The 22,985-nt window shown below is 67.8% G+C and carries 23 protein-coding genes; 14 read left to right on the top strand and 9 right to left on the bottom strand.

Annotated features, from left to right (window positions below; translation table 11 throughout):
• Nucleotides 1–14 precede the first annotated feature (14 nt).
• Complete coding sequence (locus tag ACFCV3_RS03620; protein WP_376025756.1) at nt 15–1,403, bottom strand: carboxyl transferase domain-containing protein; 1,389 nt, start codon at nt 1,401–1,403, stop codon at nt 15–17.
• The gene (locus tag ACFCV3_RS03615; protein WP_376025755.1) at nt 1,397–2,653 is read right to left on the bottom strand and encodes an SLC13 family permease; all 1,257 of its coding nucleotides are present in this window, start codon (nt 2,651–2,653) and stop codon (nt 1,397–1,399) included. The genes ACFCV3_RS03620 and ACFCV3_RS03615 overlap by 7 nt, the downstream gene beginning before the upstream one ends.
• Nucleotides 2,654–2,733: 80 nt before the next feature.
• Here ACFCV3_RS03615 and ACFCV3_RS03610 point away from each other — a divergent pair, with 80 nt between their 5' ends.
• Nucleotides 2,734–3,435 (top strand): FadR/GntR family transcriptional regulator, encoded by a 702-nt coding sequence (locus tag ACFCV3_RS03610; protein ID WP_376025753.1) that lies wholly within the window; start codon nt 2,734–2,736, stop codon nt 3,433–3,435.
• Nucleotides 3,436–3,455: 20 nt separating this feature from the next.
• Complete coding sequence (locus ACFCV3_RS03605; protein ID WP_376025751.1) at nt 3,456–4,196, top strand: sulfite exporter TauE/SafE family protein; 741 nt, start codon at nt 3,456–3,458, stop codon at nt 4,194–4,196.
• Here the strand turns inward: ACFCV3_RS03605 and ACFCV3_RS03600 are convergent.
• Together ACFCV3_RS03600 and ACFCV3_RS03595 are read right to left on the bottom strand one after the other, a co-directional pair.
• The gene (locus ACFCV3_RS03600) at nt 4,193–5,191 is read right to left on the bottom strand and encodes a YdcF family protein (protein WP_376025750.1); all 999 of its coding nucleotides are present in this window, start codon (nt 5,189–5,191) and stop codon (nt 4,193–4,195) included. The genes ACFCV3_RS03605 and ACFCV3_RS03600 overlap by 4 nt on opposite strands.
• 37 nt (nt 5,192–5,228) lie before the next feature.
• Nucleotides 5,229–6,212 carry a hypothetical protein gene (locus ACFCV3_RS03595; protein WP_376025749.1) on the bottom strand — a complete coding sequence of 328 codons (984 nt, stop codon included), beginning with the start codon at nt 6,210–6,212 and terminating at the stop codon, nt 5,229–5,231.
• Nucleotides 6,213–6,316: 104 nt separating this feature from the next.
• Here ACFCV3_RS03595 and ACFCV3_RS03590 point away from each other — a divergent pair, with 104 nt between their 5' ends.
• The gene (locus tag ACFCV3_RS03590; RefSeq protein ID WP_376025747.1) at nt 6,317–7,540 is read left to right on the top strand and encodes a D-arabinono-1,4-lactone oxidase; all 1,224 of its coding nucleotides are present in this window, start codon (nt 6,317–6,319) and stop codon (nt 7,538–7,540) included.
• A gap of 94 nt (nt 7,541–7,634) precedes the next feature.
• Nucleotides 7,635–9,023: a PepSY-associated TM helix domain-containing protein gene (locus ACFCV3_RS03585; RefSeq protein ID WP_376025746.1), complete on the top strand. Its 1,389-nt coding sequence runs from the start codon at nt 7,635–7,637 to the stop codon at nt 9,021–9,023.
• 103 nt (nt 9,024–9,126) lie between these two features.
• Here ACFCV3_RS03585 and ACFCV3_RS03580 read toward each other — a convergent pair whose 3' ends face one another.
• Nucleotides 9,127–9,597 (bottom strand): MarR family winged helix-turn-helix transcriptional regulator, encoded by a 471-nt coding sequence (locus ACFCV3_RS03580; protein WP_376025745.1) that lies wholly within the window; start codon nt 9,595–9,597, stop codon nt 9,127–9,129.
• The gene (locus ACFCV3_RS03575; protein ID WP_376026445.1) at nt 9,594–10,883 is read right to left on the bottom strand and encodes a nicotinate phosphoribosyltransferase; all 1,290 of its coding nucleotides are present in this window, start codon (nt 10,881–10,883) and stop codon (nt 9,594–9,596) included. The genes ACFCV3_RS03580 and ACFCV3_RS03575 overlap by 4 nt, the downstream gene beginning before the upstream one ends.
• A gap of 115 nt (nt 10,884–10,998) precedes the next feature.
• On the opposite strand from ACFCV3_RS03575, the gene clpS reads away from it, so the two are divergent.
• Together clpS and ACFCV3_RS03565 are read left to right on the top strand one after the other, a co-directional pair.
• Nucleotides 10,999–11,286: an ATP-dependent Clp protease adapter ClpS gene (clpS, locus tag ACFCV3_RS03570; RefSeq protein WP_344152419.1), complete on the top strand. Its 288-nt coding sequence runs from the start codon at nt 10,999–11,001 to the stop codon at nt 11,284–11,286.
• The gene (locus ACFCV3_RS03565) at nt 11,283–11,834 is read left to right on the top strand and encodes a DUF2017 domain-containing protein (RefSeq protein WP_132413637.1); all 552 of its coding nucleotides are present in this window, start codon (nt 11,283–11,285) and stop codon (nt 11,832–11,834) included. The genes clpS and ACFCV3_RS03565 overlap by 4 nt, the downstream gene beginning before the upstream one ends.
• 51 nt (nt 11,835–11,885) lie before the next feature.
• Here ACFCV3_RS03565 and ACFCV3_RS03560 read toward each other — a convergent pair whose 3' ends face one another.
• Nucleotides 11,886–12,845, bottom strand: a complete 960-nt coding sequence (locus tag ACFCV3_RS03560; protein WP_376025743.1) for a hypothetical protein — start codon at nt 12,843–12,845, stop codon at nt 11,886–11,888.
• A gap of 120 nt (nt 12,846–12,965) precedes the next feature.
• Here ACFCV3_RS03560 and ileS point away from each other — a divergent pair, with 120 nt between their 5' ends.
• From ileS to ACFCV3_RS03535, 5 genes are all read left to right on the top strand, one after another.
• On the top strand, nt 12,966–16,046 hold the full coding sequence (gene ileS / locus ACFCV3_RS03555) for an isoleucine--tRNA ligase (RefSeq protein ID WP_376025741.1): 3,081 nt from the start codon (nt 12,966–12,968) through the stop codon (nt 16,044–16,046).
• Between the two features lie 10 nt (nt 16,047–16,056).
• Nucleotides 16,057–17,034, top strand: coding sequence for an aldo/keto reductase (locus tag ACFCV3_RS03550; protein WP_376025740.1), 978 nt, complete (start codon nt 16,057–16,059; stop codon nt 17,032–17,034).
• A gap of 72 nt (nt 17,035–17,106) precedes the next feature.
• On the top strand, nt 17,107–17,574 hold the full coding sequence (locus ACFCV3_RS03545; RefSeq protein ID WP_376025738.1) for a Mov34/MPN/PAD-1 family protein: 468 nt from the start codon (nt 17,107–17,109) through the stop codon (nt 17,572–17,574).
• A gap of 1 nt (nt 17,575) precedes the next feature.
• On the top strand, nt 17,576–17,854 hold the full coding sequence (locus ACFCV3_RS03540) for a MoaD/ThiS family protein (protein ID WP_376025736.1): 279 nt from the start codon (nt 17,576–17,578) through the stop codon (nt 17,852–17,854).
• A 2-nt stretch (nt 17,855–17,856) separates the two neighbouring features.
• Nucleotides 17,857–18,804, top strand: a complete 948-nt coding sequence (locus ACFCV3_RS03535; RefSeq protein ID WP_376025735.1) for a PLP-dependent cysteine synthase family protein — start codon at nt 17,857–17,859, stop codon at nt 18,802–18,804.
• A 13-nt stretch (nt 18,805–18,817) separates the two neighbouring features.
• Here the strand turns inward: ACFCV3_RS03535 and ACFCV3_RS03530 are convergent, their stop codons facing one another.
• Entirely contained in the window at nt 18,818–19,177 is a 360-nt protein-coding gene (locus tag ACFCV3_RS03530; protein WP_376025734.1) for a hypothetical protein, read from the bottom strand.
• A 194-nt stretch (nt 19,178–19,371) separates the two neighbouring features.
• Here ACFCV3_RS03530 and murI point away from each other — a divergent pair, with 194 nt between their 5' ends.
• The 3 genes from murI to ACFCV3_RS03515 all read left to right on the top strand — a co-directional run bounded on the left by murI (nt 19,372) and on the right by ACFCV3_RS03515 (nt 21,925).
• The gene (gene murI, locus ACFCV3_RS03525) at nt 19,372–20,184 is read left to right on the top strand and encodes a glutamate racemase (protein ID WP_376025732.1); all 813 of its coding nucleotides are present in this window, start codon (nt 19,372–19,374) and stop codon (nt 20,182–20,184) included.
• A gap of 147 nt (nt 20,185–20,331) precedes the next feature.
• Nucleotides 20,332–21,078 carry an MBL fold metallo-hydrolase gene (locus tag ACFCV3_RS03520; protein ID WP_376025731.1) on the top strand — a complete coding sequence of 249 codons (747 nt, stop codon included), beginning with the start codon at nt 20,332–20,334 and terminating at the stop codon, nt 21,076–21,078.
• Nucleotides 21,059–21,925 (top strand): alpha/beta fold hydrolase, encoded by an 867-nt coding sequence (locus ACFCV3_RS03515; RefSeq protein ID WP_376025729.1) that lies wholly within the window; start codon nt 21,059–21,061, stop codon nt 21,923–21,925. Before ACFCV3_RS03520 ends, ACFCV3_RS03515 begins: the two co-directional genes overlap by 20 nt.
• Here the strand turns inward: ACFCV3_RS03515 and ACFCV3_RS03510 are convergent.
• On the bottom strand, nt 21,912–22,880 hold the full coding sequence (locus ACFCV3_RS03510) for a DNA glycosylase AlkZ-like family protein (RefSeq protein WP_376025728.1): 969 nt from the start codon (nt 22,878–22,880) through the stop codon (nt 21,912–21,914). The genes ACFCV3_RS03515 and ACFCV3_RS03510 overlap by 14 nt on opposite strands.
• Nucleotides 22,881–22,985 lie beyond the last annotated feature (105 nt).

Genomic DNA, 22,985 nt, shown 5'->3' with positions numbered 1-22,985 from the left:
TGGCTGCGTCTCGCTCAGTGGGCGCCGCGATGGAGTTGTGCCGCGACCTCTGCGACGACTGCGATGGCCAGATCTGCGGCGGTGTCGTCGGTGTTCTCGGGGATGAGTTGGTGGATGGTGCGGCTGAGGTGGAGGTCGAGGGCGGTGATGCGTTGCTGCCTGGCCAGGGCTTCGGCGTGGTCGACGTCGTGGTGGACGATCTGGCTGGCGCCTTCGGGTGGTAGTGGTGCGAGCCAGGCGTGTTCGGGGGCGATGACGGTCTTGGCCGGCAGGAGGGCGAGTGCGCCGCCGCCGGTGCCTTGGCCGAGCAGGATGGCGAGGGTCGGGACGGTCAGCGTGGCCAAGGTGGCGATGCATTGCGCGATCTCACCGGCCAGCCCGCCTTCCTCGGCGGCGGGGGAGAGTTCGGCACCCGCAGTGTCGATGACCGTCACCAGCGGCAGGCCCAGCGACTCGGCCAGGTTCATGCCGCGGCGCGCCTGCCGGAGGGCGGCCGGGCCCATCGGCTTGGACTGCGAACGATCCTGGCCGACGACCACACACGGCTGACCGTCGAGCCGGGTCAACGCGACCAGCACACTCGCGTCCGGCTCGGTCAACCGCACGGTCCCGGTCGCGCCGTACCGGAGCAGGTCGCGGACGCCGGCGCGCTCGGGCCGCCGCGTGCGCAGGACCGAGGCCCAGGCATCACCAGGATCGATCGATCCGGTACGGCGCGGAAGTTGCGGCGCGACCGGTGGATCGACCAGTACGGCGAGCGCCCGGTCCAGCAGGACCGGGAGATCGGCCGTCGCGACGACACCGTCGATCACGCCGTGCGCAGCGAGATTCTCGGCGGTCTGCACACCTTCCGGGAAGGCTTGTCCGTTGAGCGCCTCGAATACCTTCGGGCCGAGAAACCCAATCAGTGCACCAGGTTCGGCCACGGTGACATGCCCGAGCGAACCCCAGGAGGCGAACACGCCGCCGGTCGTCGGGTGCCGCAGATGCACGAGATACGGCAACCCGGCCGCCTTGTGCGCCATCAACGCGGTCGAGATCGAGATCATCTCGACGAACGCCGGTGCACCCTCCTGCATACGCGTCCCACCGGATGCCGTCGACGCCACGATCGGCAGCCGCTCTGCGGTCGCGCGGCGGATCGCGGCCGTGATGCGCTCCGCGGCAACCCGCCCGATCGACCCGGCCAGGAACGCGAACTCACTCACCAGTACGACGATCGGCCGCCCGTGCACGCTGCCACGCCCGGTCAGCACGGCCTCGTCCGTACCGGCTCGTTCGGCCGCGCGGCGCAACTGCGCCTGGTACTCGGGATCGGCCACCTGCACGGCCGGCTGATCCCAGGACTCGAACGAGTCGGTGTCGAGGAACGCGTTGATCAGACCGCGCGCGGTACTCACCATCCCGGGGCCACCAGCGCCGCCCAGACGAGCAGCGGTCCGACGACGACCACGATCACGCTGTAGGTCAGGATCTGCTTGTAGTACACGGGTTCGGTGATCGTGTCCGGGCGGTTCGCGAGCATCAAGGCGCCGTTCGTGGAGAACGGACTGACGTCGACGATGGTCGAGGCGACCGCGAGTGCGGCGACGAACAGGCCGGCGTTCAGATGGCCGTGGGCGATCAGCGGCAACGCGATCGGGATGATCACCGGCAGCAGCGCGGTCGAGGAGGCGAACGCCGAGACCACACCGCCGACGTAGCAGAGCACGAGTGCGCCGATCACGGCCGCACCGAGCCCGGCGGCCCACTTGCCGACGAACTGCGGCGAACCCGCTTGGGTGAGGATCGCGGCGTACGTGCTGACACCGGCGACCAGGAGGACGGTCGGCCAGGCGACCTGCTTGGCGGCGTCCTTGTTCTTGATCGGGGAGAGGATCGCGAGGATGACCGCGGCGGTGATCGCGACGAACCCGATGTTCTTGTCGAAGGCCAGTGCGACGACCGCGACCCCGACGAACGCGATCAGGGTCAGGATCTGATCGCGGCGTGCGCCCTGGGGCTCGTCGCCGGTGCGCTCGGGCAGCTCGAGCTGGTCGGCCCGCTGGGCGAGCAGCTTGCGGCCGCCGAGGACCACGAACAGGATGGTCGCCATCACCAGGTTGACGGCCAGGCTGGAGAAGAAGACGGTCAGCTCGCTGTTCGGCAGGCCGTTGTCGGCCATCACCGAGTTGGTGATCGTGCCGTAGATGCTGATCGGCGAGAAGCCGCCGCCCTGGGCGCCGTGGACGACGAACATGCCCATCATCAGCGGGTTGATCTGGTACCGCGCGGCGAAGCCGAGGGCGATCGGCCCGATGATCGCGCAGGCCGCCGGGCTGGCGGCACCGATCGCGGTCAGTACGGCGGTGACCGCGAACATCACCCACGGGATCAGCGCGACCCGCCCGCCGACTCCTCGCACCGCCCCCGCGACTATCAGGTCGACGGTGCCGTTGTTCTTCGCTATCGCGAACAGGAACGTGACGCCGATCAGGGTGAGGACGAGATCACCGCTGATCCCGGCCAGGATCTCCTTCTCCGACAGGTGCAGCGAGTACATGCCGACGAGCCACGCGGCGACGTACGCCAGCGCGCCCATGTTGATCGGCAGCACCGTGCCCACCACGAACAACGCGACCAGCGCGAGGATCGCCACCCATTCCGGTCCCATTTCGTGCCCTACCTCACAGTAGTATTGGCTGAGTGGCCTAGCCAATAGTCCAATGAGCCATCTGTCAATACAGTGGGGGCATGGACTTGCCGCCACCTCCCCGTCCGGTGCCGCGCTCCCGCCTGTACGAACAGGTGGCCGACCAGATCCGGACCTGGATCAGCGAGAACGGGTTGCAGCCGGGGGACCGGCTGCCGCCGGAGCGTGAATTGGCGCAGCGGCTGGGCGTGAGCCGGGCGACGCTGAGCCAGGCGCTGGTGGCACTGGAGGTGATCGGCGCGGTGCTGGTCCGGCACGGCGATGGGACGGTGCTGACCGAGCGGGCCCGGACCGGGCCGGTGATCGAGGCGATCCGGGCGCACGCCGACCGGCTGCCCGAGATCATCGACGCGCGCGACGCACTCGAGTCGAAACTCGCCGCGCTCGCCGCAACCCGCCGTACCGATGCCGACCTGGTCGCGATCCGTACGGCGCTGGCCGATATGGAGCGGGACATCGCCGCGGGCGGACGCGGCGTGGAGGCGGACGAGGCGTTCCACGGCGCGGTCACGGCCGCGGCCCAGTCGTCGCTGCTCGCGCAGATGATGGAGACGATCCACGACCTGATCCGCGAAACCCGCCTGGAGTCCCTGTCCCAACCCGGCCGCCCGAAGGACTCACTCGCCGGCCACCGCAAAGTCGCCGAAGCCATCGCCGCCGGCGACCCCACCGCAGCAGCCCTCGCCATGCACGAACACGTGATGCTCGTGTCCGACGTAGCCCTCCTACGGGACAACCAATGACAGGCGCTGAGCATCTTGCAGTGATCGCTGCGGGTCTCGGTGCCGGAATCCTCACGTCGACGGTGGGTGTTGCGTCGTTGTTGAGTTTTCCGGTGTTGATTGCGCTCGGGATCCCGCCGGTCGTCGCGAACGTCTCGAATACGATCGGCCTGCTTCCCGGTGCGTTGTCCGGTTCGTTCGGCTACCGCCGCGAGTTGCGTGAGGTACCGCGGCCGGTCACCATCGCGGTGGTCGCGATCTGCGCGGTCGGTTCGATCGGCGGCGTCGTACTGCTGCTCGCCTTGCCACCCGGCGTCTTCGCTGCCGCGGCGCCGTGGCTGATCCTGTTCACCTGCCTGATCGTCGGCGCCCAGCCGCGCATCTCCCGCTGGCTGCGCGCCCGCAGCGATCACCCGCACGCACTGCGGACTTCGATGTCCCCGGCAACGTATTTCTTCACCGCCCTGACCGGCGTGTACGGCGGCTACTTCGGGGCCGGCGCCGGCGTGATGATGATGGCCGTGCTCGGGCTGGGTCTCGACCTGGAGCTGCGCGTCGTCAACGGCCTCAAAACCCTGTCCCTGCTGGCCGCGAACGTCGTCGCCGGCTCCATCTTCGTCGTGATCGCCGAGGTCGACTGGACCGCCGCCGCCCTCCTTGCCGCCGGCTCTATCGTCGGCGGCTACCTGGGCTCCCACCTCGGCCGCCGCATTCCCGGCGGCCTCCTCCGCGCCCTGATCGTCATCGCCGGCATCACCGCAGCGATCCTGATGCTGCGCTAGATGAACTGGACGAACGGGAGCACGAAGAGCACGCCGCAGATGATGCCGTTGATCCACTTGTGGCTGAACAGGATCGCGACGAACTCGCGGATCGTTGCCGTCGGCCAGTAATAGCGCGCGGTCGGCGACCCGACCACCTGACCGTTGACCTTGACCTTGCGGGCGGTCAGTGCGGCCCGGAAGGCGTGGAAGTTGTTCGTGACGATCAAGCACCGGTACTTCGGGACCCGGGCGACCATCAGTTCGCGGCTGAACAGCAGGTTCTCGGTGGTCGAGGTCGACCGGTCCTCCCGCAGGATCCGGTCCGCGGGAACCCCGTGATCGACCAGGTACGTCGCCATCGCGTGCGACTCGGGGATGTCCTCACCCGGGCCCTGGCCGCCGGAGGTGATCAGCATCGGGTTGCGGCCCTTGCGGATCGCGCGGTCGTAGACGAGCTTGCCGCGGTCGAGCCGGCTGGCCAGCAGCGGCGGGACCCGGGAGCCGCGCAGCCCGGAGCCGAGCACGATCACGAAGTCGATCTTCCGCGACGAGCGGACCCGGCTGTAGACGAAGGCGTAGATCAGGAAACAGACGAACAGGAACGAGACATAGGTCAGCACCCCGGTGATCGCGGTCAGCAGCGCGGACAGCGGCCGGAAGTCGATCAGGTAGGAGATGACCCCGAAGATCACCAGCCCGAAGATCCCGACCCCGGCCGCGAGCGACAGCAGGTTGGCCGGGCGCCGGCCTTCGCGGCGCAGCATCGTGACGCCGTTGATCACCAGGAACACGGCCAGCACGGCGATCGTCACCGGGATCAGGAAGAGGATCCCGTAGACCAGGACCTCGGCCAGGCCCCGGCTCACCGACTCGACGGCGAAGATCGCGCCGAGCCCGGCGAACATCAGGGCCAGCACCAGGAAGATGCTGTTGCGGAACAGCCGCCGGTCGTACAGGAAGCTGATCAAGAAGATCAGGAACCAGAACCCGGCGATCGAGAAGCAGATGGTCATCGGGCGCCATCCAACCATCGGACGGCGCCCGATCACCTCACGCCAGGCTGGTCAGTGACGAAATCGATGCTTTGTGCAACCGGGTGATCACGTTCTTGGTCTTCGGGTCCGAGCGGTACTTGTAGGCGCCGGACTCGAACACCAGGTAGGCGCGGCCACCGAACTCGGTGATGCCCTCGGACATGCTCGGCGCCCGGAAGCAGGACAGCTTGGCCTTGTCCAGATCCGGCTGGCCCCGGCGCACGACGTACAGGTTGCTGAGCTTGTCGCGCCCGAACGACGTGCTGTAGACGAAGTGCGACTTGGTGACGAGCAGGCCCTGGGTCTTGGTCGGGACCTCCCAGGCCCGGTTGACCGTGACCAGCGAGCCGTTGGCCTTGATCTTGTACTCGTACATCTTGTCGCGGCCCTTGTCGTTGAACTTCCCGGCCCACAGGGAGTCCCCGTAGCTGGTCAGGAACGACGCGCCGTAGACCTTGCGCTCGGCGCCGACCGGCTTGATCGTCGGCGTCCCGGCCTCCTTCATCTTGGCGGCGAGCGTGGACAGCTTGTACTTGCGGATCCCGTTCGTCTTGCCCTGGACGAACGCCCAGCCCATCGACGTGGTGATGCCGCCGCCGTGCGTCTCGTCGATCTTGACGTCGCCGACGACCTTGTTGGTGGCCGGGTCGATGCCGACGATCAGCGACGGCTGCCCCGGGTGGTACATCGTGACCAGCAGCAGGTTCTTCTTGCCGGACCAGTTCCACCAGGTGCCGATGCCCTGCGGGATGTACTTGCCCAGGTGCGGCAGCGAGGCGCTGTTGCTGAACCGGGCGTCGTACTTCTTCGAGGCCGACGGGCCGTCGTAGAAGTCCGAGCTGCCGGCCTTGGTGTCGCAACTGATCGCCCGGGTCGCGGCGGCGGTGGTGGTCGTCGCGGCCTGCGATGCTTCGGGGCCGGTCAGGGCGACCGTGGTGGCGGTACCGGCGGCCAGCAGGCCGGCCAGGCCGAGGCTGAGCGCGACCCGGCGACGGGTCATGTCGAAACGCAAGGTGATTCCTCTCCGAGAGACGATTCCCCGACCTTAACGTCGAGGGGTGTGAAAGAGTCAGCTGGGACCGGTACGACGGAAAGGGACGCGCCGTGGTTGCAAACTGGGCCGGAAATGTTGAATTCTCCAGTGTGCTCGAGCGGCCACGATCCGTGGCCGAGCTGCAGGAGCTGGTGGCTCGCTCCGAGAAGGTGCGGGTGCTCGGCACCGGGCATTCGTTCAACCGGATCGCCGACACGCCCGGCACGCTGGTCAGCATCGCGGACCTGCCGAAGGTGCTCGAGATCGGTACCTCCGGCGTGACAGTGTCGGCCGGTCTGCGGTACGGCGAGATCACCGCGGCCCTGCAGGCCCGTGGCCTGGCGCTGCACAACCTCGGCTCGCTCCCGCACATCTCGGTGGCCGGCGCCTGCTCGACGGGGACGCACGGCTCCGGCGACACGAACCGGCCGCTGGCCGACGCCGTCTACGCGATCAAGTTCGTCGATTCGTCCGGCGAGCTGGTCACGCTGACCCGCGACGACCCTGACTTCAACGGGGCGGTCATCTCGCTGGGCGCCCTCGGCGTGATCGTGAGCCTCACGCTCAACGTGGAGCGGACGTACGAGATCAGTCAGGTCGTGTACGACGGCCTGCCGGTGCGGCGACTGCAGTCGGACTTCGACAGGGTGATGAGCAGCGCCTACAGCGTCAGCGCGTTCACCGACTGGGTCGATCCCGACGTGATGGTGTGGCGCAAGCAAAAGACCGCGTCGTACGAGCGCGAGTGGCTCGGAGCGAAGGTTGCCGACGGCCCGCGGCACCCGATCAAGGTGATGCCGGCCGACTACGCGACCCAGCAGGGCGGCGTACCGGGTCCTTGGCACGAGCGGCTGCCGCACTTCCGGCTCGAGTTCACGCCGAGCAACGGGGACGAACTGCAGTCCGAGTACTTCGTTCCGCGGGCGCGTGCTGCCGAGGCGGTCGAGATCTTGCGGGCCCTCGGCAAGCAGTTTGCCGAGGTCATCCAGGTCTCCGAGGTGCGGACGATTGCCGCCGACAACCTCTGGCTCAGCCCGAGCCAGGGGCGGGACACGGTCGCGCTGCACTTCACCTGGATCCAGGACGAGGCCGCCGTACGGCCGGTCCTGGAGGTCTTGGAAGAGGCGCTGGCCCCGCTCGACACCCGTCCGCACTGGGGCAAGGTCTTCGCCGCCGATGCCGCCACCCTCGCCGCGCGTTACCCGAAGGTGGGCGACTTCATCGCGCTGGCCGGCCGGTACGACCCGGACGGCAAGTTCCGCAACGAGTACCTGGACACCTACCTGCCCAGGTGACCTCTCAGTGGCACATAACTGACGAGAGCAAAGAGAAACTCGGCGGCAACCGGAGTGGTTGGTCCAGGCAACATGAGCCCACCACAGTGACTGAATGCCCCCAGTTGCTGACGCTCTGTCCCGGACCAGGCCATTGCTGGTGCGGCTGCATTTCTATGCCGGCATCCTTGTCGGCCCGTTTCTGCTCGTCACCGCACTGACCGGTTTCGTGTACGCGCTGGCGCCACAGATCGAGAACGCGCTCTACCGCGACACGATGTTCGTGGACAGCTCCGGTACGACGGTGCCGCTCAGCGAGCAGGTCACGGCAGCTCGGGAGCGGCAGCCAGATGGCACGTTGCTCGCCGTACGTCCGGCCGCCGGGCCGGGTGACACGACCCGGGTCCTGTTCGACGGACCCGGCCTCGGTGAGTCGGAACGCCTTGCGGTGTTCGTGAATCCGGCCACCGCCGCGGTCACCGGTGAACTGACTGCCTATGGCTCCAGCGGTGCGTTGCCGTTCCGGACCTGGCTGTCGCATCTGCATGCGAACCTGCACCTCGGCACGCCCGGCCGGCTGTACAGCGAGCTCGCGGCCTCGTGGTTGTGGGTGGTCGCGCTGGCCGGGCTCGTGCTGTGGTGGACGGGCCGCCGGACCGGATCCCGGGTTCGGGTCGAACGCACCGGCAGCGCGCGACGGCGTACCTTGTCGTGGCACGGTGTCCTTGGCACCTGGGTCATCGTGGGGATGCTCTTCCTGTCGGCGACCGGCCTGACCTGGTCGACCTACGCCGGCGAGAACGTGGGAGACCTGCGGGCGTCGCTGCAGTGGAAGACACCCACGGTCAGTACGGCGCTCACCGCGGCGGATCATGTTGGTCACGAGGGTCACCAGATGCCCGGCGGGTCGGTCGATCCCAAGGCCGACCAGTGGGATCAGGCCCTGCAGTCGGCGCGATCCGCCCAGCTGGACGGTCCGCTCGAGATCACCGCGCCGAAGAAGGCCGGTACGTCGTTCACCGTCCAGGAGATCGGGAAGGCGTGGCCGACGCAGGCCGACGCGGTGGCCGTCGATCCGATGTCGGGCAAGGTGGTCGATGTCGTCCGGTTCGCCGACTATCCGCTGGCGGCGAAGCTTTCGCGGTGGGGGATCGACGCCCACATGGGTGTGCTGTTCGGAGTGGTGAATCAGGTCGGGCTGCTGATCGTCGCCGGAACTATCGTGGCGATGGTGATCTGGGGCTACCGGATGTGGTGGCTGCGCCGGCCGACCAGAAGCCACTCGCTCCGGTTCGGCCGCCCCGCCCGCCGCGGTGCCTGGCGTGAGCTGCCGATCCCGGCCTTGCTCACCATCCTGGTGCTGGCGGTGGGAGCCGGCCTCTTCCTCCCGCTCCTCGGCCTGTCCCTCGCGGCCTTCGTGGTCGTCGATCTGGCCATCGGCTTCTACCGCTGGCGCGTCGCTGCACCGCAGCCCGCGAGGGAGAGCGACGAGCTACTCGTGTGAGCCTCGTGCGGACCCCCAGGCCATCACAATTGCCCGCTGCGCTCCCTGGCCCAGCGTGGAAGGTCATCGCCCGGCCAGTTGTGATGCTCTGGCGGTCCGGACATCAGTCGCGCGGGTCGCCTTCGAGGGTGGTGGTGAGGGTCCAGAGGTGGTTGCGGAGCTGGCGGCGGTCTTCGGCGGACAGGCCGGCCAAGGCTCGGCTGCCGGCGCGGTCGTAGATGTCCTGGACGGTTCGGGCGAGCTCGGCGCCGTGGTCGGTCAGCTCGATGGCTACCTGGCGGGCATCGGTAGCGTTCTTCACGCGGCGGACCAGGCCGGCCGCCTCCATCCGCTGGGTGGTCTTGGTCGCGGTCGGCACCTCGACGTCGAGGACCTTGGCCAGCTTCGCGACCGGCAGCGAGCCGTGATGCAGGAGCTTGGCGAGGACCAGCTCCTGACCGGTGTGTAGTCCGGTACCGACCAGCTCGGCCGCAACCGCCTTCCGGGCGGCGCGGTCGGCGAACCGCAACGCGATCAGCACGTCGCGGGGTCCGGCCGGCGAATCAACCGGCCAGCTCTCGTCCAGCGCGGTCATGTGTGGCTCCGCGGGGTGAAGGGGTTCTGCGCGGCGAAGTCGCCGACGTACTGGGTGGCGAGGGCCGGCTCGCCGCGGCTCAGCTGGCTGGCGAAGCGCGGGAGCTCGTCGCGGACCTTCAGGTGGTGGGCCTGCGACTCGGCGGGGGTGGTGCGGCCGACGATCTCGCCGCCCTTGACGAGCGGTCGCAGCAGCTCGCGGTCGTCACCGTCGTCCTCGGGGCGGCTGCCGACACCGATCAGCTCGGCCTCCGCGACACCGGCGCTGGTCCGGCGGCGGAGGGCCCACTTCCGGCCGCCGATCGACATCTTGTCCGGGCTCTTCTTCGCCACCGGGAGCAGCTCGCCACTCGCATCCTCGCGGGCCACCAGTTTGTAGACGAACCCGCAGGTCGGATAGCCCGAGCCGGTGACGAGCGACGTACCGACGCCGTAGCCGTCGACCGGTGCCGGCGCGAGCGCGGCGATCTGGAACTCGTCCAGGTCCGAGGTCACGATGATCCGGGTCTTGGTCGCGCCGAGCGCGTCCAGCTGCTCGCGGACCTGAGCGGCCAGCGACGGCAGGTCGCCCGAGTCCAGCCGTACGGCGCCCAGCTCGGGGCCGGTGATCTCGATCGCGGTCCGGACCGCCGCGGCGACGTCGTACGTGTCGACCAGCAGGGTGGTGCGTTTGCCGAGGGCATCCACCTGCGAGGTGAACGCCTCCTTCTCGGTGTCGTGCAGCAGGGTGAACGAGTGCGCCGACGTGCCCGCGCTGGGGATGCCGTAGCGGCGGGCGGCCTCCAGGTTGGAAGTGGTGGCGAAGCCCGCGATGTACGCCGCCAGTGCGGAGGCGACCGCGGCCTCCTCGTGGGTCCGCCGGGAGCCCATCTCGATACACGGCCGGCCGCCGGCCCACCAGGTCATCCGGGACGCGGCCGAGGCGACCGCGGAATCGTGGTTCAGGATCGACAGGAACACGGTCTCCAGGAGCACCGCCTCCGCGAAACTCGACTCCACCACCAGGACCGGGGAGCCGGGGAAGAAGATTTCGCCGTCGGCGTACCCGGAGATATCTCCGCTGAAGCGGTAGTCGGCCAGCCAGTCGGAGGTAACCTGGTCGACAACACCCCGATCGGCCAGGAAGGCGATCGCTTGCTCGTCGAAGCGAAACTGCTCGAGGGCGTCGAGCAGCCGGTTCACCCCGGCGACGACGCCGTAGCGGCGGCCGTCGGGCAACCGGCGGGCGAACAGCTCGAAGACCGAGCGGCGCTGCGCCGTGCCGTCGGCCAGGCTGGCCTGCAACATGGTCAACTCGTAGTGGTCCGTCAGGAGCGCGGTCGAGGTGTTCACAAGGGCAGCCTATTGCGAAGCCGCCGTACCTATTTGCGAGAAGACCGGGTCTAGTGGAAAGAATGGGTCAGTGACCACCGCACCGAGCGAGCTCGAGAGCCCCGAAGTCGACGAGGCGATCCAGCTGAGCCCACCGTGGGTGACGATCGTCTGGAACGATCCGGTCAACCTGATGGACTACGTCACCTTCGTCTTCCAGACCTACTTCGGCTACTCCAAGTCCAAGGCCGAGAAGCTGATGATGCAGGTCCACGAGGAGGGCAAGTCGGCGGTGTCGAACGGTAACCGGGAAGCCATGGAACGCGACGTCGAGGCGATGCACTCCTACGGCCTGTGGGCCACCTGCGAGAAGTCGTGACGCGGTTCCGCAAGCGCCGCAAGATCGTCGCGGTCAGCTTCGCCGAGCACGAGGCCGACATCCTCGCCAACCTGCTCCGCAACCTGGTCGAACTCCTGTACGACGGCATGCCCCCGCGCGCCACCCAGTCCAGCGACCCGCTCGCCGCCCTACTGGACTCCGACGGCCCCACCTCCCCGCCCGAGGACATCGTCCTGCAGCGCCTCTTCCCCGACGCCTACGGCTCCGACGACATGGCCTCCTCGGAGTTCCGCCGCTTCACCGAACGCGGCCTGCGCGACGGCAAGATCACCGACGCCAAACGCGTCCTCTCCGCTCTGGAGGAGTCCGGCGCCGACGAGATCGCCCTCGAACCCGACGAGCAACTCTCCTGGCTCCGGGCCCTCAACGACCTCCGCCTGGCCATCGGCACCCGTCTCGACATCAAAGACGAAGACGACCACGCCACCTGGGAAAAGCTCCCCGAAGACGACCCCCGCCGCCTCACCTACGACCTCTACGACTGGCTCGGCTACCTCCAATCAGCCCTCCTCCACAACATGCGCTAACGCAAGGACACCGCCTCCGGCGGCGCGCCTCCGCTGCTGCCTTGGCACTGCTCACAGGGCGTAGCGCAGTGCGGCAGCCAATCCTCCGACCGGCATTCGGCAATAGCCGCCTTGCAGTGACTTGGCGGTCTTTCCCAGCTCGGTGATCGGCACATACCTCGGCTCGGAGAACTCGAGCAGGCAGGTGACGTCCGAGATCCAAGGCCAGCGGTTGGCGTTCTCCTCGGAATACCCAGCGTCGCGGAGAACCTGGGGGTCGTAGTAGGCGAGCTTGTCGACCTGCAGAACCGCAGTGCACGCCTGCTGGGCCTTGCCGTACACGACGACAAGGTCGCCGACCGAGAACTTGGCTCGCTTGCTGTTGCTGATCCAGTCGCCGGGCTCCCAACCGTGTCCGGCATCGTCGACTGCTTTGATCCAGACGCTGACGTCCGTGGCGAGCTCGAGCAGTTCGTCGCCCAGATCTACCCGCGCTTCGGCTTCGGCCGTCTGTCCGGGCGGCCTGGAGATCTTGGCGGGCAGCTCGGCTGCCTGCTGCTCGCATTCCCGAATCAGTTGGGGAGTCACGATCTCGGCGGCGTCGTACCACACCTGATAGATCTCACCGGCCGCCGCTTGTTGCCGCGGAGACAGTGCGACTGTGAGCTCCGCGTTGGCAAGGGTGCCGACGCCGAGACCTGCCGCGGTCAGATTGGCTGATCCGACGAAGCCACTGGCTTCGGTCAGGAAGAGCTTCGCGTGGAGGTTGTCGAGGTGGCGGATCTCGGCCCCCGCCTCGAGCAGGCACAGCAGGCCCGGCAGGTGGAGGCTGCCGTAGGCCACGGCGACCGGGTCCAGGCGTACCAGTACCTGCCATTCGGCGGCCGATCGGAGCGCAAGATCCTGCAACCAGAGAAGTGTGCTTGCCCCGATGTAGGGGCTGGCGAGCTGGACCTTCTGCTCGGCGGCCTGGAGCGCCGATCGCAAGGTCGGTTCGAGTGTGGTCAGCAGGTCGTCGCCGGTTGTGCTCATGTGGTCCCCCCACTGCGTTGTCACCGAAACCTGATCTTGTCGATCGGCTCGGTCGACGTACAGAGCGCGCGCCATGAAAAATCCGGTCGGGTCGCTGCCGTGCGCGCATACGATGCGGGGGTGAGTTATCCGAGGACTGGTGGCAGGGTGGGTGGGGGGCCGGACTTTCCTGAGGTTGAGGGGGAGGTGCTGGCGTTCTGGGAGGCGGACGATACGTTTCGGGGGTCCGTCGAGCGGCGGACGAAGGACGAGTTCGTTTTTTATGACGGGCCTCCGTTTGCCAATGGGTTGCCGCATTACGGGCATCTGCTGACGGGGTATGTGAAGGATCTGGTGCCGCGGTACCAGACGATGCGGGGCTTCCGGGTGGAGCGGCGGTTCGGGTGGGATACGCATGGGTTGCCGGCTGAGTTGGAAGCCCAGCGGGTGCTGGGGCTGAAGACGAAGGCGGAGATCCTCGAGCTGGGGATCGAGAAGTTCAACGCGACCTGCCGGGAAGCGGTGCTGAAGTACACCGACGAGTGGCGGAGTTATGTCACGCGGCAGGCGCGGTGGGTGGATTTCGACAACGACTACAAGACGCTCAGTCCTGACTACATGGAGTCGGTGATCTGGGCGTTCAAGACGTTGCACGACAAGGGGCTGGTGTACGAGGGCCTGCGCGTCCTCCCGTACTGCTGGAACGACGAGACTCCGCTCTCCAACCACGAGCTGCGGATGGACGATGACGTCTACCAGCAGCGGCAGGATCCCTCGGTGACGGTCGCGGTCGAGCTGGAGACGGGGGAGCGGCTGCTCGCCTGGACGACCACGCCCTGGACGCTGCCGAGCAACCTCGCGATGGCGGTCGGGCCGGACCTCGACTACGTCACGGTGAAAGACGACGAGGGTCGCCCGATGATCCTCGCCGAGGCCCGACTGCAAGCCTATGGATTCACCGACGTCATCAGGCGGTTCAAGGGCAGCGAGCTGATCGGCAAGCACTACACCCCACTGTTCGACTTCTTCAAAGACACCCCCAACGCCTTCCAGATCATCGCGGCCGAGCATGTCACCACCGACGACGGGACCGGCGTCGTACACATGGCTCCCGCGTACGGCGAGGAGGACCAGCTGGCCTGTGATGCCGTCGGAATCCCCACGATCCTGACCGTGGACGACGGGGCCCGGTTCACGAGCGTGGTCCCGCCGTACCAGGGCCTGCACGTCTTCGAGGCGAACCGCCCGATCATCCGCGATCTCAAGGCATCCGGCGCCCTGATCCGCGAGGACAGCTATGTGCACAGCTATCCGCACTGCTGGCGGTGCCGGAATCCCCTGATCTACAAGGCGGTTTCGAGCTGGTTCGTCGAGGTGACGCGGCTCCGCGACCGGATGGTCGAGCTGAACGAGGACATCACCTGGACCCCGGAGCACGTGAAGCACGGGCAGTTCGGCAAGTGGTTGAGCAACGCTCGCGACTGGTCGATCAGCCGGAACCGCTTCTGGGGCAGCCCGATCCCGGTCTGGCGATCGGACGATCCGGCGTACCCGCGGGTCGACGTGTACGGCTCGATCGCCGAGCTGGAGCGTGATTTCGGGGTCGAGGTCACGGACCTGCACCGCCCGTACGTCGACCTGCTGACCCGGCCGAATCCCGACGACCCGACCGGGAAGTCGACGATGCGCCGGGTGCCCGACGTACTGGATGTGTGGTTCGACTCGGGGTCGATGAGTTTCGCGCAGGTGCATTACCCGTTCGAGAACACGGACTGGTTCGAGAGTCACTTCCCGGGCGACTTCATCGTCGAGTACATCGGGCAGACGCGTGGCTGGTTCTACACGATGCACATCCTCGCGACGGCGCTGTTCGATCGGCCGGCGTTCAAGTCGGTGCTGAGCCACGGGATCGTGCTCGGCAGCGACGGGCAGAAGATGAGCAAGTCGCTGCGGAACTACCCGGACGTGCGCGAGGTGTTCGACCGGGACGGCGCGGATGCGATGCGCTGGTTCCTGATGTCGAGCCCGATCTTGCGTGGCGGGAACCTGATCGTCACCGAGGAGGGCATCCGCGAGGGTGTCCGGCAGGTGCTGATCCCGCTGTGGAACGCGTGGTCCTTCTTCGCCCTCTATGCGAATGCAGCCGGTATCGAGGGGCAAGCGACCAAGCAGCCGACGGATCTGCTGGATCGCTACCTGCTGGCCCGGCTGCGGCTGTTCGTCACCGATGTCCAGGAGAAGCTGGATCGGTACGACATCGCTTCGGCCTGTGACGCAGTCAGCGAGTACGTCGATGTGCTCACGAACTGGTATATCCGCCGCTCCCGCGATCGCTTCTGGGCGGGTGAGCAGGCGGCGATCGACACGCTGTACACGGCGCTCGAGACGCTCTGTCGTGCGGTCGCGCCGCTGCTGCCGTTGGTTGCCGAGGACATCTGGCGCGGACTGACGGGGGAGCGGTCGGTGCACCTGACCGACTGGCCGACCGTCGGCGACCTGCCGGACGATCCGGAGCTGGTGGCGCAGATGGAGCGTGCGCGGGAGGTGTGTTCGGTCGCGTCCGCGATCAGGAAGGCGGCCGGGATCCGCGCACGCCAGCCGCTGGAGAAGTTGACCGTGGCAACGTCTGCCGACCTGCAGGCGGTGACGGGGTTGATCGCCGCCGAGGTAAACGTCCGCCAGGTCGTGCTGACCTCGGTGGACGCGGTCGACGCACCCGTGTCGCAACAGCTGACGGTGAACGCACGTGCGGCCGGACCGCGGTTGGGGAAGGCCGTGCAGACGGCAATCAAGGCGTCGAAGGCGGGAGACTGGTCGGTCTCCGTGGACGGGGTAGTGGTTGCCGGGGGCATCGAGCTGGCCGAGGGGGAGTACACCCTGACGACGACACTGGCGACCGAGGCGGCTCCGGGCGGGTCGGCGGGTGGTGCGGCCGCGTCGTCGAGTGGACTGTTGCCTGGCGGCGGTTTTGTCGTCCTGGACACGACGATCACTCCGGAGCTCGAGGCTGAGGGTACGGCGCGGGACGTGATCCGGTCGATCCAGCAGGCCCGGCGCGATTCGGGGCTGGAGGTGACCGATCGCATCCGGCTGACAGTGACCGCGGAATCCGCGGTGGCTCGAGCCGTCGAGACGCATCGGGAGCTGATCATGCGCGAGACGCTGGCCACCGACCTCGCCGTACAGGAGGGCTCTGAGTTGGAGATCGACCTCAGGTCCTAACCTAGGCCGCATGGAGACGCGGAAGCTGGGACGGACCGGTCGGGATGTAGGCGTGGTCGGGCTCGGCGCCTGGCAGCTGGGCGCCGACTGGGGTTCGGTGGACGAGAGCGAGGCCCTCGCCGTACTGCGGTCCGCGGTGGAGGGTGGAGTGACCTTCATCGACACCGCCGACGTGTACGGCGACGGCCGGAGCGAGCGGCTCGTCGGTCAGATCCTCAAAGAACATGAGGGCCTGACCGTGGCGACCAAGATGGGGCGCCGGGTCGAGCAGCTCCCGGAGAACTACAACCCGGCCAACTTCCGCGCCTGGAACGACCGCTCCCGGCAGAACCTCGGTGTCGACACCATCGACCTGGTCCAGCTGCACTGCCCGCCGACCCCGGTCTATTCCACCGACGCGGTCTTCGACGATCTCGACGCGATGGTCGACGAGGGCCGGATCGCGGCGTACGGCGTGAGTGTCGAGACCTGCGCCGAAGCGCTCACGGCGATTGCCCGGCCGAACGTGGCCAGCGTCCAGATCATCCTGAACGCGCTCCGCCTGAAGCCGCTCGACGAGGTCCTCCCCGCGGCCCAGCAGGCGGGCGTCGGCATCATCGCCCGCGTCCCGCTCGCCAGCGGCCTGCTCTCCGGCAAGTACGACGAGAACACCGTCTTCGCCGCCGACGACCACCGCACCTACAACCGCCACGGCGAGGCCTTCGACGTCGGCGAGACCTTCTCCGGCGTCGACTTCAGCACCGGCCTCGAAGCCGTCCGCCGCCTGATGCCCTGGCTCCCCGCCGGCGCCACCATGGCCCAGTTCGCCCTCCGCTGGATCATCGACCAGCCCGGCGTCTCCGTCGTCATCCCCGGCGCCCGCAACCCCCAGCAGGTCGCCGGCAACATCGCCGCAGCCGCCCTGCAACCACTCTCCGAAGACCACCTGACCGCCGTACGAGAGATCTACGACGAGCTCATCCGCCCCCAGATCCACAACCGCTGGTAGCCGCCTGTCCGCATGCTGGACTGACCCCCGCCTTGGCGGGGGTGCCGCTGCGCGCGCCGTACCGTTGGTGGTGTGTTGATCATCGACCAGGCGACGTACGACGCGATCCTGGCGCATGCGCGGCGGGATCATCCGGATGAGGCGTGTGGCGTGGTGACCGGGCCGGAGGGGTCGGGGCGGGCGGAGCGGTTCGTGCCGGTGCCGAACGCGGCGATGTCACCGACGTACTACGAGTTCTCGTCCGAGGATCTGCTCAAGGTGCACAAGGACCTGTGGGAGCGGGACGAAGAGATCGTGGTGACGTATCACTCGCACACCGCGACCGAGGCGTACCCGTCGCGGACGGACATCGCCCGGGCCGAGGAGCCGAACTCGCACTACGTCATCGTCTCGACCCGGGACGGGGCCGAGCAGCAGAACTACGACGGTCCGGTGGAGTTCCGGTCGTACCGGATCGTCGACGGCGTGGTCACCGAAGAAGAAGTGAAGATCGTGGCGGACTACAGCGAATCAGACAGCAGCGAACTAGGAGACAACTGAGATGGCGATCGAGCTTCGCGTCCCGACCATCCTGCGGACCTACACGGGTGGCGAGAAGGCGGTCAACGGCGACGGCGCCACGCTGGCCGAGTTCATCGACAACGTGAACGGCGACCACCCGGGCCTCAAGGAGCGGATCGTCGAGGGTGAGCCGGAGGAGCTGCGCCGGTTCGTGAACGTGTACGTGAACGACGAGGACGTCCGGTTCACCGGTGGGCTGCAGACCGGGGTGAAGGACGGCGACGTGGTCGTGGTTCTGCCTGCGGTGGCCGGCGGCTGACGATGCGTTTCGACAGCCTGCTCGACTCGGTCGGAGGCACACCGCTGGTGGGCCTGCCGAAGCTGTCGCCGTCGGCCGATGTCCGGTTGTGGGCCAAGCTGGAGGACCACAACCCGACCGGTTCGATCAAGGACCGGGCGGCGCTGCGGATGCTGCTGGACGCGGAGAAGGACGGCCGGCTCCGGCCGGGCAACACGATCCTCGAGCCGACGTCGGGCAACACCGGGATCTCGCTGGCGATGGCGGCCAAGCTGCGCGGCTACCGGATGGTCTGCGTGATGCCGGAGAACACCTCCGAGGAGCGCCGGCAGATCCTGCGGATGTGGGGCGTCGAGATCATCTCGTCCCCGGCCGCCGGCGGTTCGAACGAGGCGGTCCGGGTGGCCAAGCAGGTCGCCGCGGAGCACCCGGACTGGGTGATGCTCTACCAGTACGGCAATCCGTCGAACGCGGCCGCCCACTACGACGGCACCGCGCGCGAGATCCTCGACGACCTCCCGTCGGTGACGCACTTCGTGGCAGGCCTCGGCACGACCGGCACGCTGATGGGTGCCGGCCGCTTCTTCCGTGAGCACAAGCCGGAGGTCCGGATCGTCGCCGCCGAGCCGCGGTACGGCGAGCTCGTCTACGGTCTGCGCAATCTCGAGGAAGGCTTCGTCCCGGAGCTGTACGACGCGACCCTGATCGACGCGCGGTTCTCGGTCGGCCCGCGGGACGCCGTCCGGCGGGTTCGCGAGCTGCTCGACAACGAGGGCATCTTCGCCGGCGTCTCGACCGGCGCGATCCTGCACGCCGCGCTCGGCCAGGCGGCCAAGTGCGTGCGTGACGGACAACGGGCCGATATCGCCTTCGTGGTCCCCGACGGCGGCTGGAAGTACCTGTCGACGGGCGCCTACGAGGGCACGATCGACGAGGCGGAGGACCGCCTCGAGGGTCAGCTCTGGGCCTGAGAAGTCGTGACTGCTATGGGGATTTGAAGAGGATCCGGCGGCCGATGCGGGGATGCACGCCACGTCCCTTGCAGCTGGTGCAGGGGCGTTGTGCGTAGCTGAAGACGCCACCGTGGTGACGGCCGGCGCCCTTACAACGGTTGCACTTGGCATTCGGGTGCAGCGACAGCGAGACGACGTACAGGAAGAACGCCGCCATCAGCATCAGCAGCAGGACTCCGGTCGGCCCGAGGGACGACGCGATGTCCGCGGCGGTGCTGTTGGGTTCGGCAGCCTGATTCGCGGCCTGCCCGGAGGCGGAGACGTGATCAGGTTGCGGATTCGGTCCGGCGGTGCTGCTCAGCACCGCGACGAAGTGGTGAGCCAGACTCATGGCTGCTCGAGGGCGGATCGTACGAACATCGGTCCAGAGTGGCGCGGATCACGTCCGTTGGCAATTACATAACGTAAAGATGTGGACAAGGTTCGGCGTGTCGTTTCTAGAGATGGGACGGGGTGTCTACTAGAACGACCCGAATCCGGCCCTGGTTACGGGCGCCGGGTGGCTCCCGGCGCGTCCCCGATAGAATGCGTGGCGTGACAGATGCGCCGGTGGGGATCTTCGATTCAGGTTTCGGCGGTCTGACTGTCGCCCGCGCCGTGCTGGATCAGTTGCCGCACGAGCCGATCCTCTACCTCGGTGACACGGCCCGGCAGCCCTACGGGCCGAAGCCGATCGCCGAGGTTCGTGAGTATGCGCTGGAGTGTCTGGATCACTTGGTCGAGGCCGGCGTGAAGATGCTGGTCATCGCCTGCAACTCGGCCAGTGCCGCGATGTTGCGTGACGCCCGCGAACGGTACGACGTACCGGTCGTCGAGGTGATCCTCCCGGCCGCCCGGCGAGCCGTTGCCGCGACCCGCAATCAGAAGGTCGGCGTGATCTGCACGCGCGCCACCGCGCAGTCGCTCGCGTACGACGACGCGTTCGCCGCGGCACCGCAGGTCGAGCTGATCACGAGGCCCTGCCCCAAGTTCGTCGACTTCGTCGAGTCCGGCGTGACGTCCGGCCCGGAGTTGCTCGAGGCGGCTCACGAGTACCTCGATCCGCTGGTCGATGCCGGCGTCGACACGCTCATCCTCGGCTGCACGCACTACCCGCTGCTCACCGGCGTGATCCAGTACGTCGTCGGCGACGCCGTGACCCTGGTCAGCAGCGCCGAGGAGTGCGCCAAGGATGTGTACGGCGTCCTGACCAAGACCGGACTGCTCCGCTCCGACTCGCTGGCCGAGCCCAAGCACCGTTTCGTCACGACCGGCACCCCGTCCGAGTTCGAGGTGATCGGATCGCGCTTCCTCGGCCCGGTGCTCTCCGGGGTAGACCAGTTCGCCTGGGTTCGCTAAGCGCTTCAGGCGGTGCCCCAGATGTTGTCCTCGGCACCGGTTCCGGTCGTGACCTCCCCGAAATCTTAGCCAGGTAACCCGTTCGGCGGCCCGGCGACGCGACGAGTTTCCCTGCGAAGCCGGCAACCCGCCGGTAATCTTCAAGATATGAAGCTCACCGTGCTCGGCTGCTCCGGGTCCGTCCCCGGGCCGGACTCGGCCGCCTCGAGCTATCTGGTCACTGCCGAGGACTTCCACCTGGTCCTCGATCTCGGCAGTGGTGCACTCGGAGCGCTCCAGCGGCATATCGCCGTCCCGCAGATCGGCGCGATCGGCCTGTCCCACTTGCATCCTGACCACTGTATGGACCTGTGCGGCCTCTATGTCGCGGCGAAGTACGCGCCAGGTTCACCGATTCCCCGCATCCCCGTGTTCGCCCCGCCCGGAGCGGCGGAGCGGATGGCCCTGGCCTATGACCTCCCACTCGATCCAGGGATGGAGGAAGAGCTGGATTTCCATACCTGGCAGGACGTTCAGCAGATCGGCCCGTTCACGGTCCGGACCGCAGCCATGGTGCACCCGGTCCCGGCGTACGCGATCAGAGTCGAGTACGGCGGCAAGGCGCTGGTGTATACCGGAGACACCGGGCCGAACGACGCACTGATCGAGCTCGCCCGTGGTGCCGACCTCCTGCTGTCCGAAGCGGCCTTGCAGGACGAGAATCCGAACAACCCGACCGACCTGCACCTGACCCCGTCCGACGCCGGCGAACACGCCAAGAAGGCCGGTGTGAAAAAGCTCGTGATCACGCACGTCCCACCGTGGTACAACCGGGTGACCCAGGCGGAGAACGCGCGCCGCACCTACTCGGGACCGATCGAGGTTGCGACGCCCCATGCAGTTTTCGACATCTGACCACGTCCTGTTGTGGACAGCAACAACCGGTACGGCGACCTCTGCCGCCGCGCCGGTGATCATCCTTCATGGCGGCCCTGGCACGTGGGACGACCATGCGCGGCTCGCGGCGATGGTCGACGATCTGACCGTCGTGCACCGCTTCGACCAGCGCGGCTGTGGCAGATCCGGCATGTCCGAGGAACTGTCGATGGCCCGAAGCGTGCAGGACATCGACGAACTGCGGGCGTTCTGGGGCCACGAGAAGATCGTTGTCATCGGCCACTCCTTCGGAGCCACGCTGGCGGTCACCTATGCCGCGATGTACCCCGATCACGTGGCCGGAGTGGTCTACCTCGACGGCGTCGGCATCGGTGACTGGCGAACCGGCGACCGAGAGGTGCGCGAGCGCCGGATGACGCCCGAGCAGCTGGCCCGCCTGGACGAGCTGTCGGAGATCCGCCGGGACGGGGCCTCCGGGCGGATCCGCACTCGGGACGAGGAGATCGAGTTCCGCGTGCTTGCCTGGTTCCCCGACTTCGCGGACCCCGAGCGCGCGATGGAGTGGGCCCTGGAGGACGCCTCCGTCGATCTGCCGATCAGCTGGGCCGTGAACCGCGCCCTGAGCAACGAAATCAACAGCTGGCCGGACAGCCGTAAATCCGACGACGTCGCCGCGATCCCCGCGCCGATCACGTTCATCCACGGCGAAGGCGACCCGCGCCCGCACACCGCCGTACAGGCTTTGGCTGAACACGCCCAGCAACCGTCGTTCCACCTGATTCCGGACGCCGGTCACTCACCGTGGCGCGAGCAACCCGACGCCATCCGCGAAATCCTCCGCTCGGTGGTCCTCAAGACACCCTGACCGACATCGTCGCGCCCGGGATCGGCATCGACAGCGCTTCCGCCTCGATCGCAGCCCGCTCAGCCGGCGAGAGCCGACCGGCGACGCGCAGCTCGATCGCCCCCTGCCGCCGGCCCCAGGCGCCACGAATCTCGCCGTCGAGCATCAGCCCATGCGGGTGATGCCAGTCGTTCAACTCGATCCGGGACTTCTGCCCGGGCCCGGCGAACAATCCGTAGCGGTCAGCCCCGAACAACCGCAGATCCGAAGCCACCAGAAACCGTGCACCCGTCACAGCAGGCGCAGTCCGTACTGCGTCCTCGTCGGAAGCCAGGATCGCCGCGGCCCGTCCCTCCAGCTCAACGGGCAGCAACTCGTCCTCCAGCCAGCTCCAGACAGTCCGCGCATCCGGCCGCGACAGTCCGGCCCACCACCCGAAGGTCTCCGCAGTCGTCGGCCCGAACGCGCGCACATGTCGCCGGCACAACTCCAGATGAGCCTCCCGAAAGTCGATCTCCGGGGCCGGCACCTCCCGCGCGTACAGCGCACTGGTCGTCCACCGCAGTACCACCCGCCCAGTCGCACACGCACCCCGCAACTCCGGATGCCCATGCCGCTTCTCGACCCCCGCAAACTCCCCGCAGATCCGCTCAGCCAACTCCGCCACCGACTGCTGCTCCGCAGGATCGAGCGGCATCCGCCCAATCGTGAACACGCCGAAGTCATCCGCAGGCAGCACATAGACGGCAGCCCGCGGGCTGTACGTCTGAACCAACCCCGGCGCCTCCCAGGCCGACGGCTCACAGTCCGCCACCCGCGCATGCATCCCGATCAACGCATCCCGAGGCGCAGTGTCCTGCAACCCGAACCGCGCCGCCTCCACATAAGCCCCCGCCGGCAACCGCTCGCCCAATCGATTGACCGCCAGCCGATACCGAACCGCCTGCTGACGATCGATCTGGAGCCGCGCAGTCATACCAGCTGTCTACCAGCCCGCTCCGACAGCACGAACGACAGGAGGTGGTCGCCGAATCGGCGCCGGCAGCGCTGAGCCCAGGCGTGGCAAGGGATATACGTAGAC

Origin of the sequence: Kribbella sp. NPDC056345, from assembly GCF_042262745.1 — a bacterium.
Classification (GTDB): Bacteria; Actinomycetota; Actinomycetes; order Propionibacteriales; family Kribbellaceae; genus Kribbella.
Note: the sequence above shows the minus strand (reverse complement) of the source record. Positions and strands in the feature narration are given on the sequence as shown.

What these genes read in the sequence shown, in the direction of transcription:
- ACFCV3_RS03620 (WP_376025756.1), bottom strand. Translation starts at nt 1,403, where the DNA reads ATGGTGAGTACCGCGCGCGGTCTGATCAACGCGTTCCTCGACACCGAC.
- ACFCV3_RS03615 (WP_376025755.1), bottom strand. Translation starts at nt 2,653, where the DNA reads ATGGGACCGGAATGGGTGGCGATCCTCGCGCTGGTCGCGTTGTTCGTG.
- ACFCV3_RS03610 (WP_376025753.1), top strand. Translation starts at nt 2,734, where the DNA reads ATGGACTTGCCGCCACCTCCCCGTCCGGTGCCGCGCTCCCGCCTGTAC.
- ACFCV3_RS03600 (WP_376025750.1), bottom strand. Translation starts at nt 5,191, where the DNA reads ATGACCATCTGCTTCTCGATCGCCGGGTTCTGGTTCCTGATCTTCTTG.
- ACFCV3_RS03595 (WP_376025749.1), bottom strand. Translation starts at nt 6,212, where the DNA reads ATGACCCGTCGCCGGGTCGCGCTCAGCCTCGGCCTGGCCGGCCTGCTG.
- ACFCV3_RS03585 (WP_376025746.1), top strand. Translation starts at nt 7,635, where the DNA reads ATGCCCCCAGTTGCTGACGCTCTGTCCCGGACCAGGCCATTGCTGGTG.
- ACFCV3_RS03580 (WP_376025745.1), bottom strand. Translation starts at nt 9,597, where the DNA reads ATGACCGCGCTGGACGAGAGCTGGCCGGTTGATTCGCCGGCCGGACCC.
- ACFCV3_RS03575 (WP_376026445.1), bottom strand. Translation starts at nt 10,883, where the DNA reads ATGTTGCAGGCCAGCCTGGCCGACGGCACGGCGCAGCGCCGCTCGGTC.
- ACFCV3_RS03560 (WP_376025743.1), bottom strand. Translation starts at nt 12,845, where the DNA reads ATGAGCACAACCGGCGACGACCTGCTGACCACACTCGAACCGACCTTG.
- ACFCV3_RS03550 (WP_376025740.1), top strand. Translation starts at nt 16,057, where the DNA reads ATGGAGACGCGGAAGCTGGGACGGACCGGTCGGGATGTAGGCGTGGTC.
- ACFCV3_RS03540 (WP_376025736.1), top strand. Translation starts at nt 17,576, where the DNA reads ATGGCGATCGAGCTTCGCGTCCCGACCATCCTGCGGACCTACACGGGT.
- ACFCV3_RS03535 (WP_376025735.1), top strand. Translation starts at nt 17,857, where the DNA reads ATGCGTTTCGACAGCCTGCTCGACTCGGTCGGAGGCACACCGCTGGTG.
- ACFCV3_RS03530 (WP_376025734.1), bottom strand. Translation starts at nt 19,177, where the DNA reads ATGAGTCTGGCTCACCACTTCGTCGCGGTGCTGAGCAGCACCGCCGGA.
- murI (WP_376025732.1), top strand. Translation starts at nt 19,372, where the DNA reads ATGCGTGGCGTGACAGATGCGCCGGTGGGGATCTTCGATTCAGGTTTC.
- ACFCV3_RS03520 (WP_376025731.1), top strand. Translation starts at nt 20,332, where the DNA reads ATGAAGCTCACCGTGCTCGGCTGCTCCGGGTCCGTCCCCGGGCCGGAC.
- ACFCV3_RS03515 (WP_376025729.1), top strand. Translation starts at nt 21,059, where the DNA reads ATGCAGTTTTCGACATCTGACCACGTCCTGTTGTGGACAGCAACAACC.
- ACFCV3_RS03510 (WP_376025728.1), bottom strand. Translation starts at nt 22,880, where the DNA reads ATGACTGCGCGGCTCCAGATCGATCGTCAGCAGGCGGTTCGGTATCGG.